11 protein-coding genes are annotated in these 16982 nt (G+C 71.8%); 10 read left to right on the forward strand and 1 reads right to left on the reverse strand.

Annotation, left to right across the window (positions count from 1 at the left end; translation table 11 throughout):
- Position 1: 1 nt before the first annotated feature.
- From B073_RS0111620 to B073_RS0111660, 9 genes are all read left to right on the forward strand, one after another.
- On the forward strand, positions 2-2920 hold the full coding sequence (locus B073_RS0111620) for a type I polyketide synthase (protein ID WP_018538267.1): 2919 nt from the start codon (positions 2-4) through the stop codon (positions 2918-2920).
- 164 nt (positions 2921-3084) lie between these two features.
- Positions 3085-3528, forward strand: coding sequence for a cold shock domain-containing protein (locus B073_RS39805; protein WP_037811482.1), 444 nt, complete (start codon positions 3085-3087; stop codon positions 3526-3528).
- Between the two features lie 204 nt (positions 3529-3732).
- Positions 3733-4488 (forward strand): thioesterase II family protein, encoded by a 756-nt coding sequence (locus tag B073_RS0111630; protein ID WP_018538269.1) that lies wholly within the window; start codon positions 3733-3735, stop codon positions 4486-4488.
- Between the two features lie 189 nt (positions 4489-4677).
- Positions 4678-6354 (forward strand): DUF4192 domain-containing protein, encoded by a 1677-nt coding sequence (locus tag B073_RS0111635; RefSeq protein WP_018538270.1) that lies wholly within the window; start codon positions 4678-4680, stop codon positions 6352-6354.
- Positions 6355-6570: 216 nt separating this feature from the next.
- Positions 6571-8565 (forward strand): glycogen debranching N-terminal domain-containing protein, encoded by a 1995-nt coding sequence (locus B073_RS0111640; RefSeq protein WP_018538271.1) that lies wholly within the window; start codon positions 6571-6573, stop codon positions 8563-8565.
- 47 nt (positions 8566-8612) lie between these two features.
- Positions 8613-9383, forward strand: a complete 771-nt coding sequence (locus B073_RS0111645; RefSeq protein ID WP_018538272.1) for an NUDIX hydrolase — start codon at positions 8613-8615, stop codon at positions 9381-9383.
- 731 nt (positions 9384-10114) lie between these two features.
- Entirely contained in the window at positions 10115-11098 is a 984-nt protein-coding gene (locus B073_RS0111650; RefSeq protein ID WP_037811483.1) for a FadR/GntR family transcriptional regulator, read from the forward strand.
- Between the two features lie 395 nt (positions 11099-11493).
- The gene (locus B073_RS0111655) at positions 11494-13050 is read left to right on the forward strand and encodes an RNA polymerase sigma factor (RefSeq protein ID WP_078507985.1); all 1557 of its coding nucleotides are present in this window, start codon (positions 11494-11496) and stop codon (positions 13048-13050) included.
- A gap of 135 nt (positions 13051-13185) precedes the next feature.
- A complete protein-coding gene (locus B073_RS0111660) occupies positions 13186-13995 on the forward strand; it encodes a serine protease (RefSeq protein WP_018538275.1) in 810 nt (269 codons plus the stop codon).
- Positions 13996-14116: 121 nt separating this feature from the next.
- Here the strand turns inward: B073_RS0111660 and B073_RS0111665 are convergent, their stop codons facing one another.
- Positions 14117-14347 (reverse strand): DUF7455 domain-containing protein, encoded by a 231-nt coding sequence (locus B073_RS0111665; protein WP_018538276.1) that lies wholly within the window; start codon positions 14345-14347, stop codon positions 14117-14119.
- 444 nt (positions 14348-14791) lie between these two features.
- On the opposite strand from B073_RS0111665, the gene B073_RS0111670 reads away from it, so the two are divergent.
- The gene (locus tag B073_RS0111670) at positions 14792-16912 is read left to right on the forward strand and encodes a DNA gyrase/topoisomerase IV subunit B (RefSeq protein WP_018538277.1); all 2121 of its coding nucleotides are present in this window, start codon (positions 14792-14794) and stop codon (positions 16910-16912) included.
- Positions 16913-16982 lie beyond the last annotated feature (70 nt).

Raw genomic sequence — 16982 nt, forward strand, 5'->3', positions numbered from 1 at the left:
GATGAGCGAGTCCGAGAACACCGGCCCGACCGGGCCGGGCGAAGCCGCCGCCGACGAGCCCCTGGCGATCGTCGCCATGAGTTGCCGCTACCCGGGCGGGATCTGCTCTCCTGAGGATCTGTGGCAGGTCGTCACCGACGAACGGGACGTCATCTCCGACTTCCCCGACGACCGAGGCTGGGACCTGGACTCTCCCAACGACAACGACAACGACGCCGGCCCGGCCGTCCCCGGGAAGACGTACGTCAACCGCGGCGGCTTCCTGGAGCACGCCGCCGGCTTCGACGCCGCCTTCTTCGACATCTCGCCCCACGAGGCGCCGGCGATGAGCCCCCAGCAGCGTCTGCTGCTCGAAGTGTCCCGGGAGGTCCTGGAGCGGGCCGCCCTCGACCCGACCACCCTCCGGAGCGGCCGCACCGGCGTCTTCGTCGGCGCCGACCCACACGAGGACGGCCCACGGTTCCGGGACGCCCCCGGCCTGGCGGGACGCCTCCTGGCCCTCCTGACCGGCGGCGACACGACCTGCGTCACAGCGGACACCTCCGCCTCCGGCTCGCTGGTCGCCCTCCATCACGCCGCCCAGGCCCTGCGCCGCGGCGCGTGCTCGCTGGCGCTCGCCGGCGGCGTCTCGGCGATGGCCACACCGGCGGACTCCGTCGCCTTCAGCGGACTGCGGGCCCCGGCCCCGGGCAGCCGCCGCACGGCGTTCCTCGCGGTCGCCGACGGCACGATGTGGTCCGAGGGCGTCGGCATGATCGCCCTGGAGCGGCTGTCCGACGCCCGCCGCAACGGCCACCCCGCCCTGGCCGTGATCCGCGGATCGGCGATCAACTCGGACGATTTCGGCGGTGGTTCGACCACGCCCCATGCCGCTCCCGGCAGCGCGCCCAACACCGCCCCCGATGGGGACGCGCAGGTAGCCGTCATCCGCCAAGCCCTGGCCGACGCCCGCCTCACTCCGGACGCCGTGGACGCGGTCGAGACCCACGGCCCGGGCACCCGCCTCGGCGATCTGACCGAAGCCCGTTCCCTGACGGCCGTCTACGGCCGCAACCGCCCGCCGGGCCGCCCACTGCTGGTCGGATCGGTGCAGACGAACATCGGCCACACCCTGGCCGCGGCCGGTGTCGCCGGCGTCATCAAGACCGTCATGGCGCTGCGCCACGGGGTGCTGCCCCGGTCGCTGCACGACGAGGAACCGAACCTGCCCGTAGACGGGGCGGGAGACGGGCTGCGGCTGCTGACCGCCCCCCTGCCCTGGCCGGCGGGCGAACGGCCCCGGCGCGCCGGCGTATCGGGCTTCGGCCCGAGCGGCACCCACGCCCACGTCCTCGTCGAGGAGGCCCCCGCCGCCGATGCCACACCCGCACCGGCCTGGAACGCACAACCGGAACCAGATCCGGAGCCGCTGCCGGTGCTTTCGGCTCCCGGAATGTCGGCCTGGCCGGTCTCGGGCCGCAGCGCGGCGGCCCTGGCGGCACAGGCGGGCCGGCTTCGTGAATTCGCCCTGGCCCGCCCGGAGCTCGACGCCACGGACGTGGGTCGGTCGTTGGCGACGACCCGGACGTCCTTCGCGCACCGGGCCGTCGTGACCGGCGCGGACCGGGAGGAACTCGCCGCCGGCCTGGCCGCGGTGGCCACCGGCCAGCCGGCCGCCGGCGTGGTCACGGGCGTGACCGCCGCGACGACCGACGGCCCCGGCCGGGTGACGTTCGTCTTCCCCGGCCAGGGCAGCCAGTGGCTCGGCATGGGCCGTGAACTCCGCGAGACCAGCCCGGTGTTCGCCGCCCGCCTGGCCCGGTGCGCCGAGGCGCTGGGCCCGTATGTCGACTGGTCCCTCGATGACGTCCTTGCCGGCGCGGAGGGCGCACCCGCCCTGGAGAGAGCCGACGTCGTACAGCCCGCACTCTGGGCCGTGATGGTGTCCCTGGCCGCCGTCTGGCAGGCCGCCGGCGTCACCCCCGATGCCGTGATCGGCCATTCCCAGGGGGAGATCGCCGCCGCCTGCGTGGCCGGCGTTCTGTCCCTGGACCACGGCGCCCGGGTCGTCGCCCTCCGCGCCCGGGCCGTGAGGGCGCTGACGGGCCGGGGCGGCATGCTCTCGGTGCCCGAGCCCGCCGCCCGGGTACGGGAGCGGCTCGCCGCCTGGGACGACCGGCTGTCGGTGGCCGCCGTCAACGGCCCGGCGGCCACCGTGGTCTCCGGCGACCCGGACGCCCTGGAGGACTTGGCCGCGGTCTGCGAGACGGACGGTGTCCGCGCCCGCCTGATCCCCGTGGACCACGCCTCGCACAGCCCGCAGGTCGCCGACCTGCGGGACGAGATCCTCCGGACCCTGGAGGGCATCAGACCGGGCGAGGCCCGGATCCCGATCGTCTCCGCGATGACCGGCCAGATGCTGGCCGGCCCGGAGATGGACCCGGCGTACTGGTACGCCAGCCTGCGCGCCCCCGTGGAGTTCGACCGCGCCCTCCGCACCCTGGTCGCGGGCGGGCACCGGACGTTCATCGAGACCTCCCCTCACCCGGTGTTGGTCTCCGCGATCGGCGACACCGTCCGGGACGGCGTCGCCGCCCACCCCCGCGGCACGCCCGCCGTCCTGATCACCGGCACCCTGCGGCGCGACGACGGCGGCCCGGCCCGTCTGCTGGCCTCGTTCGCGGACGCCTACGTCCAGGGCGTCACGGTGAACTGGGCAGCGGTCCTCGGCCCCGGCCGACGGGTCGACCTGCCCACCTACGCCTTCCAACGCCGACGGTACGGGCTCACCGCCGGCGACCGGCCGACGACCAGCTCCGGAACCGCAACCGGAACCGCAACCGGAACCGCTCCAGGACAACCGCTCGACGCCCCGCCCGAGTTGCCCGCCTCCCCGGCCGACACGAGCACACACGGTCACAGCCCGTCCGCCACCGGATGACGGCCCGTTCACCGGCCGAGCCGCCGGGCCCCCTCCCACGCCCCACCTCCCGTATCCATAGGGAAGGACTCGTACGAAACCGCGAACCTAGGTACGTTGTGTACAGGCGCCAAAGGGGCGTCCGTTGTGTGCGGTAGCAGTATGTGCGAGAAGGCGTGGCTGTTGTGTTGATGACCGGGAAGATCCTGCGGTTCGACGAGATTCGCGGTTATGGCTTCATCGCTCCCGATACGGGCGACGAAGACGTTTTCATGCATGCGAACGACCTGGTTGACGAGAAGAATTTCTACCAGGCCGGTTACGAGGTCGAGTTCTTCATGGAAGCGGGGGAAAAGGGCCCGAAGGCATCCCAGATCAGGCTCGTCAACAAGCCGGTGAGCCGCCAGCTCGCCCGCGGCTCACTGGCCCCGGGCACGGTCCGTACCACCCTTGCGCCGGAGCGCCGGGTCGACGACGACCTGTGCGACGTCCTGACCGCCGCCGATTTCCGCAGCGAACTGATCGAGACCCTGGTCGCGGCCGACGAGACCCTGACGGCCGCGCAGATCCAGCGGATCCGTACCAGCCTCGTCGACATCGCGCGCCACCACGGTTGGGTCGAAGGCTGACCCGCGCCACAGTGCCGGAACCGCATGAACCACGGAACACGTGGTCGGTACCGGAACGCCGATGACCGGCGAACTCCGCCTTGGCCGGCGGACCTTACGTCTCAGGGGTGCCGCATGTGCGCCGTCGCACTTGCGGCGCCCCTGTTCACCGTGCCCTCCCCGGCTTGACAGCCATGGGCGGGGCCGAGGAAGGGATCGACGCCCGTGACACAGAGCTCCACCGCCACCGACCCGTGGGTCCGGCGCTACCACCCCGCCCCCGCTGCCGGCTCCCGGCTGATGTGCTTCCCGCACGCGGGCGGCTCCGCCAGCTTCTACTTCCCGGTGTCCACCGCGCTCTCCGGCACTGTCGAGGTCCTCGCGATGCAGTACCCGGGCCGTCAGGACCGGCACGGCGAGCAGCCGATCGGGAGCATTTCCGCCATGGCCGACCAACTGGCCGACGCCCTGCGCCCGTGGACCGACCGGCCCTTCGCCTTCTTCGGGCACAGCATGGGTGCGGTGCTGGCATTCGAGACCGCGCTGCGCCTGGAGAAGGACGGCATCAGCCCCACCATGCTGTTCCTCTCCGGCCGCCGGGCCCCCTCGCTCTTCTACGACGAGACCGTCCACCAGCGCGACGACGAGGGTCTGATAGCCGAGCTGAAGAAGCTGAGCGGCACGGACGCGCGCGTACTCGGTGACGAGGAGATCCTGCGCATGGTGCTCCCGGCCATCCGCAGCGACTACCGGGCCATCGAGACCTACCGCTGCGAGCCGGGCGCCAAGGTTGCCTGCCCCGTGACCGTCCTCACCGGCGACGACGACCCCCGCACCACCATCGAGGACGCCCGCGGCTGGCAGGCGCACACCGACGGCCCCTTCGACCTCGCCGTCTATCCCGGTGGCCACTTCTACCTGGCCGACCACCAGGAGGACATCAACAAGCGCCTCGTCGCCCACGCCCGCTCGACCGCCTGACACAGGCCATACCCGCCACGACCGCCGAGGCCCACCTGAGCACCCCCGGGCCTCGGCGGAGCCGCGTCCGGAGGCAACCGGCACGATCGGATGCGCAACGCAACCCACCGCTCCCGCCTGTGGAAAACCGCTCGCGCGAGTTGTCCACAGGGGTCGCGGAACGCCGCGCCGCCGCGGGATCTTCGAGCCATGAATCCGCACAACGAACCCCACGACCCCACCCCCGACGACGCGCAACAACCCCACGACGCCGAAACCCGCGCCACCCACCCCGACACCCCCGACCCGGACAACTCCTGCACCGCCAACTCCCGCGCCGGCAAGCCGCACTCCGCCACCCCTCACCCCGACGAAACCGCCACCACCCCCGCCGACGCCACCCCGGACCCCGCGCCGCCCCACGCGCCCCACAACCACCCACCGACCCCCTACGACCCGCCAAGCCCCTCCCTCTTCTGCAACACCGACAACCCCCTACCCAACACCACCCCGCGACTCCCCGACGCCGCGAACCCCTCCGCCCCCGCCGCAGCAGCCGACTCCGTCCCGCCGCCCAACCCTTCCCCGCCTCCACCCACCGAGCCCCAAGTCGTCCTCCGCGGCCCCGCCGAACTCGCCGACGCGCTGCCCTACCTCCTCGGCTTCTATCCGGACGACAGCATCGTCATGGTCGCCCTGCACGGCGAACGCACCCGCTTCGGCGGCCGACTCCGACTCGGCATCCCCGCCGACCCGTCCCACTGGCCCGACGTCAGCGATCAGCTCGCCGACTGCCTGATCTCCGGCGCCCGCAAGCGCTCCGACCGCCTCGTCGGCATCCTCGTCTTCCTCTGCCAGGAGCCGTCACCGGGCGAGAGCGGCCAGGACGTCAAGGAACGCCTCCGCCCTCTGGCACAGCGGCTCCGCACCGCCTGCGGCTCCCTGGACGTGCCGGTCCTGGAAGCCCTGTGCCTCTCCAACGGCCGCTTCTGGTCCTACTGTTGCCCCGACTATCGCTGCTGTCCCGCCGACGGCACCCCGCTGTTCCTGCCCGGTACGTCCGTCATGGCCGCGGCCGCCGCCTACGCGGGCATGCAGGTGCGCGGCTCGCTCAAGGAGATGGAGGCCAGGCTTGCGCCCCGCACCGGCCCACGCGGCGCCGACCAGGAGAAGGCACTGGACGAGGCGGCCTCCGAACTCCTCCCGCGGATGCTCCGCCCGGACGGCGCCGGCACCGTCCAACGGGACACGCTCGAACTGGCCGCCGCGATGGTCCACCGTTTCCGCCGTGACACCCCCTCCGGCAGCACCCGCGCCCGGGACGCCTGCGACGACGCGCTGATCACCGACGCCGAGGCCGCCACCCTGATCCTCGGCCTCCAGGACCGCACCACCCGGGACCGTGCCGCGGAATGGATGGACGGTCCCGACGCCGCCGCGGCGCTCCGGCTCTGGCGCGCCCTCGCCCGCCGCTGCACCGGCGGCTACGGGGAACACGCCGCGGCGCCCCTGACCCTCGCCGGCTGGGTCTGCTGGTCCACGGCCGACGGCCCGTCCGCACGCGTCGCCCTCAGCCGCGCCCTGACCGCCGACCCCGACTGCGTCTTCGCCCAACTGCTGCACCGCGCCATCAACGAGGGCCTGGACCCCGAGCCACTGCGCCGCTGCCTGCGCCGGCAACGCGAGGAGGCCGAGGCCGCCTCCGCCGGCGGTGAGGCGACCACAAAAGGCCGCCGCGGCACCGCACAACGGCCAGCCGCCCCACCGCGCCAGGGAAACTCCGCCCGGCGCCGCGGCCCACGGGGCGGCACCGCCCCCGGTTCCCGGACGACCGGAGCGCCGGGCACCCGCCGGACCGGACGGGACGGTGACCGAAGTCGGCGGTGACCGCGAGGGGCGAGGTACGGCCGGCGTGACCTGGTCGCCGGCCGCACCGTTCACCTGTATGGCGCAGTCCGTACGGAGCCCCGACCTCACCAGGGAGCACACAGCGTGCCAGGGATTGTCCCCACCACCCAGCCGACCCACCGCCCCACCGGAGACCGACGCGCCACGCCGGCCCGGCCACCCCAGCCCCAACCCGTCCACGCGGCACTGGTCTGCATGGCCTTGCCCTCGCTCACTGTGTCGTCCACCACGGGACAGCTCACCGGCCGGGGCCTGGACGGCAGCTACCGCGACGGCCGCCGCATCCTCTCCCGCTGCGAGTTGCGCGCCGCGGGCAGCGAACCACTCTTCGTCCAGGGGCGGTTGATCGCCACGGACCGCGCCCGCTTCACCGGAGTGCTGCGCAGAGCGGGTGAGCGCGGTCCCGACCCGGAGATCCGCATCGAGCGGCTGCGGTTCGCCGACGGCACCGAGTGGATCACCTTTCACAGCAGTGCCACCCGCCCCGTCCGCCTGCCCGTCGAACTCCACCTGGGCACCGATCTCGCGGACCTCGGTGCCGTCTCCGTCGGCCTTCCCGGCCCCGAACTCCGCGCCGCCGTCCATGGGTCCGGCCTCCGCTGGTCAGGACGCGGGGCGCACGCCGTGGTGACCGCCGACCCCGCACCCCAGGACGCCCTGGCCTCCGCCGGCCTGCTCCGCTGGGAACTGGAACTGCCGCCCGGAGGCAGGCGCACCCTGACCCTCCACCCCCGCCTGGAACACGGCACGGGCGCCCCGCCGACCCTGTCCGGACGCGGCAGCGCCGCCTTGATCCCCGGCCCGCGCAACGGCCCCGCCGGCCCCCGCCCCCGCAGCGAACGGCCCCCGCGCTCCTGGTCCGACGCCCGCCTGGAGTGCGACGACCCCCGCGCCGACGCCCTCCTGGCCGGCAGTCTCGCCGATCTGCACGGCCTGCTGATGCGCGACCCGGCCCTGCCCACGGACGTCTTCGTCGCCGGCGGCTTCCCCTGGCGCTGCGGCCTCGCGCCCGCCGAGGCCCTGTGGGCCGCCCGGATGCTGCTTCCCCTCGGTACCCGCCTCGCCGCCGCCACCCTGCGCACCCTGGCCCGCACCCAACAGGCCACCCCGGGGGCGGATTTCGGCCGAATCCCCGGCCCCCTCCGGGACTCCGGGCCGCACGCCCCGCCCGCCTGCACCGGCATCGAAGCCACCCTCCTCTTCCCGGCGGTCCTCGCCGAGGCCCGCCGCTGGGGCCTGCCGGACCAGGAGACCGAACGCCTGCTGCCCGCCGCCGAACGCTGCCTCCAGTGGCTCCGCACGGCCACCGACCCCCGCGGCGCGGACCGCGGCGGCTACCTCCCCGACCCCGCCCCCCACGGCCCCTACCGCTGCGAGACCCAGGCCCACGCCCACCGCGCCGCGGTCCTCGGCGCCGACCTCCTGGACGCCTGCGGAGCCCCCGGCGCCGCCGCGCTCCGCGACTGGGCGGCGCAACTGCGCGCCCGTTTCCGCACCGACTTCTGGGCCGAGGACCGCCTCGGCGGCCGCCCGGCCGCCCTGCTCACCGGCGACGGCCGCCAGGTCCCCCACCTCGGCGCCACCGCCGCCCACCTCCTCGACACCGGCCTCCTCGGCGGCGGAACCTTCGCCCCCGGACTCCTGGACGCCGCCCAGACCGACCAACTCGCCCGACTTCTCCGCGGCCCCGCCATGGACTCCGGGTGGGGCCTGCGCGGACTCGGCGCCAAGGAGAGCGGCCACAACCCGTTCGGCCATCGCAGCGGAGCGGTCCGCGTCCACGAAACCGCCGTCGCCGCCGCCGGCCTCGCCGCGGCCGGACACGAAGCCGCCGCCGGCGCCCTGACCAAGGGCATCCTCGACGCCGCCGAGAGCTTCGGCCATCGCCTGCCCGAGATGTTCGCGGGCGAGCAGCGCACCGCCGGCGGCGTTCCCGTCCCGCACCCGGCGGCCTGCCGCCCCGCGGCCGTCGCGGCGGCCGGCGCGGTGCAGATGCTGATCGCTCTCGCCGGACTGCGCCCCGACGTCCCGGCCGGGACGGTTGCCGTCCGCCCCCTGGGCACCACCCCGCTCGGTGCGATGCAGCTGACCGGACTGACCATCGCCGAGCAGCCCTTCGCCGTACGGATCGGCCGGCTCGGCATGGGAATGGTCGAGGAGGCCGCGGACGGTCTGCAACTGGGGTCGTGAAGCCCGCATGACCTGTTTATCGTCAGGCGGACGACTATGATCGCGGCATGCCTCCCTACGACCCGTCGGCCTTCCCGCCCTTCGCTGTCACCGTCGACCTGGTCGTGCTCACCGTGCGCCGCCACGCCCTGTGCGCGCTGGCCGTACGCCGCGGTGAGCCGCCGTTCCAGGGCCGCTGGGCCCTGCCCGGCGGATTCGTCCGCGCCGACGAGGACCTGGCGGAGGCGGCCGGCCGCGAGCTCGCCGAGGAGACCGGCCTGCACGCCTGCCCGCCGGAGGGCAGCCCGCCGCCCGCGTACGGAGCGCACCTCGAACAGCTCGCCACCTACGGCGACCCCAAGCGCGACCCCCGCATGCGCGTGGTCAGCGTCGCGCACCTCGTCCTCGCCCCCGACCTGCCGGCCCCCCGGGCCGGCGGCGACGCCCACAGCGCCCGCTGGGCCCCGGTCGAAACCCTCCTGGACCAGGACGCCAACGCCCACACCCGCGAAGGCGACCTGACCGCCCCGCTCGCCTTCGACCACGCGCGCATCCTCGCCGACGGTGTGGAACGCGCCCGCTCGAAGATCGAATACTCCTCGCTCGCCACGGCCTTCTGCCCGCCGGAGTTCACCGTCGGCGAGCTGCGCCGCGTCTACGAGGCGGTCTGGGGCGTCGCCCTCGACCCCCGCAACTTCCACCGCAAGGTCACCGGCACCCCCGGCTTCCTCGTCCCCACCGGCGGCACCACCACCCGCCAGGGCGGTCGCCCCGCCCAGCTCTTCCGCGCCGGCGGCGCCACCCTCCTCAACCCACCCATGCTGCGCCCGGAGGTCTGACGACCACCCGCGCCCCGGGGAACACCGCACAACGCCACCCGCGCCGGACCCCGCCCCGATCCCCGCGACCCGCCGCAGCGGTGTGTGGCCACCCACGGCCACCGCTTACGACGACCACCCCGTTTACCCCTGCCCGCAGCTCCCCGCACCGTCAACACCACGCCCCCGAACTCACCGTCCCAGGTGACTTCGCGCGCTCAGGCAACAGCACCGCCCCCACCCGGCCCATCCGCCAAGGCGGCTTCGCAACCCCGGCGCCCCGAGCGCACTCACCCCCAGCCGGCCACCGGACCAACCGCACCCCCACACCGCCATCACACCCCCACCGGGATCGCGTCACCGGCGTGCCGCCAACTCCTCTTCCCCTCAGGGCAACTGACGCCCGATCCGACCACCACCGCGACCTCGGCCCCACCCACCCACTGCCGCGCCCCCTCACCGCACCGAGTCGGCCCTCCACTGAGGCGCCTCGGCTGCCGTCCGGAAACGATCGAGGTGTTCCGGTCCTGGCGCCGCCGAGGGTTCAACCAGGAGTCACCGCAGGCGCGTTGCCCCGATGGTCCTGGGCTGCGCTTATGTGTTCAGCGTGCTAACGGGCCGGAGGCCCCGATCGGCCAAAACGTCCGCTTCCGGGCCCCGTTGTTGCGCCCCCTGTCCACAACTCACCGTCGAAAGCGCATTTCTTTCCGATAAAGCGTCAATTGCGAGATAACGGGCGATCACCCTTTCGTGTGCTTTTCACCAAAGACCTCAAGGCCGTTCAGGGTGCCGCCGACAAAGGATGCGTGAGTACCCTTGCGCACACCATGATGACCGCGGCTCGCCCCGGCGACACCGGCCTCGCAGGCCCCGGCGAGCTTGACCGCTACCCCTACGCCAACGCGGCCAACGCGACCGGCCAGGACCGCGCAGAGCGCGTCGCCCCGGTCTGGGATGGCTCCGAGGCAGACATCGGCCGGGTCGGCCGGCGCGCGGCGGGCAGCCGCGGCCGCGGCCTCCACGGCCAACTCGTCCAGCAGCTCGGCCAGATGATCGTCTCCGGCGATCTCGGCGCCGACCGCCCGCTCGTCCCCGAGGAGATCGGCCAGCGCTTCGAGGTCTCCCGCACCGTCGTCCGCGAGTCACTGCGCGTCCTCGAAGCCAAGGGCCTGGTGAGCGCGCGCCCGAACGTGGGCACCCGAGTACGCCCGGTCAGCGACTGGAACCTCCTCGACCCCGACATCATCGAATGGCGCGCCTACGGGCCGCAGCGCGACGACCAGCGCCGCGAGCTGTGCGAGCTGCGCTGGACGATCGAGCCGCTCGCCGCCCGGCTCGCCGCAGGCCACGGTCGTGAGGACATCCAGCAGCGGCTCGCGGACATGGTCGAGATCATGGGCCACTCCGCGGCCCAGGGCGACACCATGACCTTCAACCGCGCCGACGCCGAGTTCCACACCCTGCTCCTCCAGCTCGCCGGCAACCGCATGCTCGAGCACCTCGCGGGCATCGTCACCTCCGCCCTGCAGGTCTCCGGCGGCTCCGGCAGCGGCTGCGAGCGGCCCGTCGAGACATCCGTGGGCCAGCACATGAGGGTCGTCGACGCCATCGGTACCGGCGACGCCACCGCCGCCGAGTCCGCGATGCGCCAGCTCCTCGCCGCCCATGGCGACACCGGTGGCCAGGGGGCCGGGACGCCGGTGGACCATGTCGTCCCCGCACCACGCGAGCACTGAAGGCTCGTACCCGACCGCGTGCGGACCGTAAGCACCGCGTGGCCTTGTGCCCCGTACGCCCCTGCCGAGGTCGCGCCGAACGTACCGAAGGAGCGCAAGATCGCCGGATCCGGGGCATCGTCCGGATCCGGCAGAAGACTTTGAGAGGATTGCAGGGCATATGACGGGGAAGGGGTCGTTATGGGGTGTGACTCGGGCCACGCAGATTGGGCGTAACGCTCTCCCAGGAAGCGCGATGACGTAAGAGGTGATAGCCGAGGAGGGAATACGAGCGGCGTTCGTGGCGCTGTTCAACTCCCCGGTTGCCCCTGCGCCGTCGGTCCATCCCCACCGGCGGTCGTCGGCTCCGATCCACAGTGGACGGGGTCGGAAGCCGTTTCCATCGTTCCGAGAGGTTGTTCGTGTCGGCCAGCACATCCCGTACGCTCCCGCCGGAGATCGCCGAGTCCGAGTCTGTGATGGCGCTCATCGAGCGGGGAAAGGCAGATGGGCAGATCGCCGGCGATGACGTGCGTCGGGCCTTCGAGGCTGACCAGATTCCGCCAACCCAGTGGAAGAACGTTCTGCGCAGCCTCAACCAGATCCTCGACGAGGAGGGTGTGACGCTGATGGTCAGTGCCGCAGAGGCGCCCAAGCGCACCCGCAAGAGCGTCGCAGCGAAGAGTCCGGCGAAGCGCACCGCCACCAAGACCGTCGCGGCCAAGACCGCCACGGTGAAGAAGACCACCACCGCTTCCGCCACCACCGCCGTGGCGGACCCGGCCGTCGGTGAGGCCGAGCCCGAGCCTGTCAAGAAGGCCGCGGCGAAGAAGACGGTCGCCAAGAAGACGGTCGCGAAGAAGGCCACGGCCAAGAAGGCCACCGCGAAGAAGACCGCGGGCAAGAAGGACGTCGACGACCTGCTCGACGACGAGCTGACCGAGGAGACCCCGGCGCCCGGCAAGGGCGAGCCCACCGACGCCGAGGCCGCCGAGAACGCCGGCTTCGTCCTGTCCGACGAGGACGAGGACGACGCGCCCGCCCAGCAGGTCGCCGCCGCCGGTGCCACCGCCGACCCGGTCAAGGACTACCTCAAGCAGATCGGCAAGGTCCCGCTGCTCAACGCCGAGCAGGAGGTCGAGCTCGCCAAGCGCATCGAGGCGGGTCTGTTCGCCGAGGACAAGCTCGCCAACAGCGACAAGCTCGCACCGAAGCTCAAGCGCGAGCTGGAGATCATCGCCGAGGACGGCCGCCGGGCGAAGAACCACCTCCTGGAGGCCAACCTCCGTCTGGTCGTCTCCCTGGCCAAGCGGTACACCGGCCGCGGCATGCTCTTCCTGGACCTGATCCAGGAGGGCAACCTCGGTCTGATCCGTGCCGTCGAGAAGTTCGACTACACCAAGGGCTACAAGTTCTCGACCTACGCGACGTGGTGGATCCGCCAGGCCATCACCCGTGCCATGGCCGACCAGGCCCGCACGATCCGTATCCCCGTCCACATGGTCGAGGTCATCAACAAGCTGGCCCGCGTCCAGCGCCAGATGCTCCAGGACCTGGGCCGCGAGCCCACCCCGGAGGAGCTGGCCAAGGAACTGGACATGACCCCCGAGAAGGTCATCGAGGTCCAGAAGTACGGCCGCGAGCCGATCTCCCTGCACACCCCGCTGGGCGAGGACGGCGACAGCGAGTTCGGTGACCTCATCGAGGACTCCGAGGCCGTCGTCCCGGCCGACGCGGTCAGCTTCACGCTCCTGCAGGAGCAGCTGCACTCGGTGCTGGACACCCTCTCCGAGCGCGAGGCCGGCGTGGTTTCCATGCGCTTCGGCCTCACGGACGGCCAGCCCAAGACCCTCGACGAGATCGGCAAGGTCTACGGCGTCACCCGTGAGCGGATCCGCCAGATCGAGTCCAAGACCATGTCGAAGCTGCGCCACCCGTCGCGCTCCCAGGTGCTGCGCGACTACCTCGACTAGCCGAAGAGCTCCGACCGCGCCGCGAGCCCGGCTCTCCACCTGTGGGAGGGCCGGGCTCGCGGCCGTCCGGGTGCGGCGCGCCCCCGTTTGGGTCACGCTGGGTGGGCGACCACTGTCCCAGAGTCAGGAGTCCGTATGCGCCCCACCGTACGCGCCGCCCTCGGGGCCCTGGCGCTGATCCTCGCCGCGCCGGCCCCGGCGGCCGCAGACGACTCGGTGGTCGGGGGAAAGCCCGTCCGTCGCGCCCAGAGCCCCTGGACGGTCGCCCTGGCCTCGCACCAGCGGTTCGGGAACCGGCGCTCCGGACAGTTCTGCGGCGGAGTGCTGGTCGGGCACGCGACGGTGGTGACGGCCGCGCACTGTCTGGGCCGGGAAGTCCTCGGACTGCCCTGGCAGGAGGTGAAGGACCTGCGGGTCGTCGTGGGCCGCAACAACCTCACCGGCAAAGACGGCGAGGAGATAAAAATCGCCAAGGTGTGGATCAATCCGAGCTACAACAGCTGGACCAACGAGGACGACATGGCCGTCATAACCCTCCAGAAGAAAGTCCCGAACGAACCCATCCCCATAGCCGGCCCCGAGGACAGCGTCTACGAAGCGGGCAACGCCGCCACCGTCTACGGGTGGGGCGACATGACGGGGGACGGAAGTTACGCGTCACGGCTGCGGGCGGCCAAGGTCAGCGTCCTACGTGACTCGGTGTGTGCCCGCGCCTACCCGGGCAGCGCGGACGGGATGTACAACGCGGCGTCGATGCTGTGCGCGGGGGAACCGAAGGGCGGGCGGGACGCCTGCCAGGGGGACAGTGGTGGGCCGCTGGTGGTGCAAGGGCGGCTGGTGGGGCTGGTGTCGTGGGGGACCGGCTGCGGGCGGCCAGGGAGCCCCGGTGTCTATACGAGGGCGTCCGCGCTGCTCCCGGCAGTACTGGCGCACGGCGCCGACTGAACGCGAGCGGGGACGCGGGCGCACGAGAGGGTACAAGTGCGGGCGACCTCCCCGGTCGTACCGGAAAGACCGCCCGCCGCACGGCGCTGAGCCGCTACTCGCTCGTCGTGGATGCGATGTGTCAGCGTTCCTCGTCGGACGCAGACCTCGGAGTGGTGGTGAGCCGCTCCGTCTCGTCCTGTATTTCCGCGGCGATCTTCTTGAGTTCTGGCTCGAACTTGCGGCCGTGGTGGGCGCAGAAGAGCAGTTCTCCGCCGGACATCAGGACGACGCGCAGGTATGCCTGGGCGCCGCAGCGGTCGCACCGGTCAGCGGCCGTCAGCGGGCTCGCGGGTGTCAGAACAGTAGTCACGTCGCCTCTTCTCTAGCTCGACGAGCTGTCGTACCAGGGTCAACATCCAACCAGGCCGAAAACGTTCCCGCTCGTGCCTTTTCCCCGAAAAAAACTTTCCGAGGGGGCCGGGTGTTGCCGGTGGCGGCGAATGAGCCGTATTGCGTGGTGGTCCGATTCACGTTGGTTGCTGGAGTCTGCCCTCCCGGCTGGCTTGCCGGTTGTTGTTGAGGACGTGCCCGGAGCCTAAATGGTTCATGCCTCGAAGGGAACGTGATGTGCACGTCACTCAGACGTCACCCTATCGAGCGATCGAACGTACGAGCGAAATTCTACTACCATGGTCACGCTCACGGGTGGCGTCACATCGGCTCTACTGGGCCTCGGTACCCTCTCACCGGCGACACCGCCACAACCGAGTCCGCGGAATGCGGACTGCCAGAAATTCAGCGAGGAGCGAACCGCGTGACCGCCGAGATGTCCGTGCCGTCCACCGCAGTGCTGACCGGGGCAGACCGGGACGGTTCCAACTACACCGCGCGGCACCTGCTCGTCCTTGAGGGCCTGGAAGCCGTCCGGAAGCGCCCCGGCATGTACATCGGCTCGACGGACAGTCGCGGCCTGATGCACTGCCTGTGGGAGATCATCGACAATTCCGTCGACGAGGCGCTCGGTGGCTACTGCGACCACATCGAGGTGATCCTCCACAGCGACGGGTCCGTGGAGGTCCAGGACAACGGCCGAGGAATCCCCGTGGACGTCGAGCCCAAGACCGGGCTCAGCGGCGTCGAGGTCGTGATGACCAAGCTGCACGCCGGCGGAAAGTTCGGCGGCGGCTCGTACGCGGCCTCCGGCGGTCTGCACGGCGTCGGCGCCTCGGTGGTCAACGCGCTCTCCGCGCGGCTGGACGTCGAGGTCGACCGCAACAGCAAGACGCATGCGATCAGCTTCCGCCGCGGCGTCCCCGGCGCCTTCACCAAGCCCGGCCCGGAGGCCCCGTTCGAGCCCGCCAACGGGCTGCACAAGGGCAAGCGCATCCCCAAGACCAAGACCGGCACCAGGGTGCGCTACTGGGCCGACCGCCAGATCTTCCTCAAGGACGCCAAGCTCTCCCTGGAGACGCTGCACGCCCGCGCCCGCCAGACCGCCTTCCTGGTGCCGGGCCTGACCATCGTCGTCAGGGACGAACGCGGCATCGACGGCGCCGGGAAGACGGAGGAGACCTTCCGCTACGACGGCGGGATCAGCGAGTTCTGCGAGTACCTCGCGCAGGACAAGGCCGTCTGCGACGTCCTGCGGCTGACCGGCCACGGCAGCTTCAAGGAGACCGTGCCCGTCCTCGACGAGCGCGGTCACATGACACCCACCGAAGTCACCCGTGAACTGGGCGTCGACATCGCCCTCCGGTGGGGCACCGGCTACGACGCGACGATCAAGTCGTTCGTGAACATCATCGCCACCCCCAAGGGCGGTACCCACGTCGCCGGCTTCGAGCGCTCGGTGACCAAGACGGTCAACGAGGTGCTGCGGTCCAGCAAGCTGCTCCGCGTCGCCGAGGACGACGTCGTCAAGGACGACGCCATGGAGGGCCTGACCGCCGTCGTCACGGTGCGACTCGCGGAGCCGCAGTTCGAAGGTCAGACCAAGGAGGTGCTCGGTACCTCTGCCGCCTCCCGGATCGTCGCCCAGGTGGTCAGCAAGGAACTCAAGGCGTTCCTGACCTCCACCAAGAGGGACGCCAAGCAGCAGGCGCGCTCCGTACTGGAGAAGGTCGTCGCCGCGGCCCGTACACGCATCGCCGCCCGCCAGCACAAGGAGGCCCAGCGCCGGAAGACGGCACTGGAGTCCTCCTCCCTGCCGGCCAAGCTGGCGGACTGCCGCAGCGACGACGTCGACCGCAGCGAGCTGTTCATCGTCGAGGGCGACTCGGCGCTGGGCACCGCCAAGCTGGCGCGGAACTCGGAGTTCCAGGCGCTGCTGCCCATCCGCGGCAAGATCCTCAACGTCCAGAAGTCGTCGGTCTCCGACATGCTCAAGAACGCCGAGTGCGGCGCCATCATCCAGGTCATAGGGGCCGGTTCGGGCCGCACGTTCGACATCGACGCGGCCCGCTACGGCAAGGTCATCTTCCTGGCCGACGCCGATGTCGACGGCGCGCACATCCGGATTCTGCTGCTGACCCTCTTCCAGCGGTACATGCGGCCGATGGTCGAGCAGGGCCGAGTCTTCGCCGCCGTGCCGCCGCTGCACCGCATCGAGCTGACCAACCCCAAGAAGGGGCAGGACAAGTACATCTACACCTACTCGGACAATGAGCTGCGGCAGACGCTGCTGGAGCTCCAGCGCAAGAACGTCCGCTACAAGGACAGCATTCAGCGCTACAAGGGCCTGGGTGAGATGGACGCCGACCAGCTCGCCGAGACGACGATGGACCCGCGCCACCGCACCCTGCGCCGGATCAACATCAGCGACCTGGAGACGGCGGAGAAGACCTTCGACCTCCTGATGGGCAACGAAGTCGCCCCCCGCAAGGAGTTCATCACCAACTCCGCGGCCACTCTGGACCGTTCGCGCATCGACACCTGAGCCGGCCCCCGGCCGTTACGGGCGTCTCTCCACCCGGGGGTGGAGAGACGCCCGTCGCCGTTTCCACCCA

This window comes from Streptomyces sp. MspMP-M5 (assembly GCF_000373585.1).
Taxonomy (GTDB): domain Bacteria; phylum Actinomycetota; class Actinomycetes; order Streptomycetales; family Streptomycetaceae; genus Streptomyces.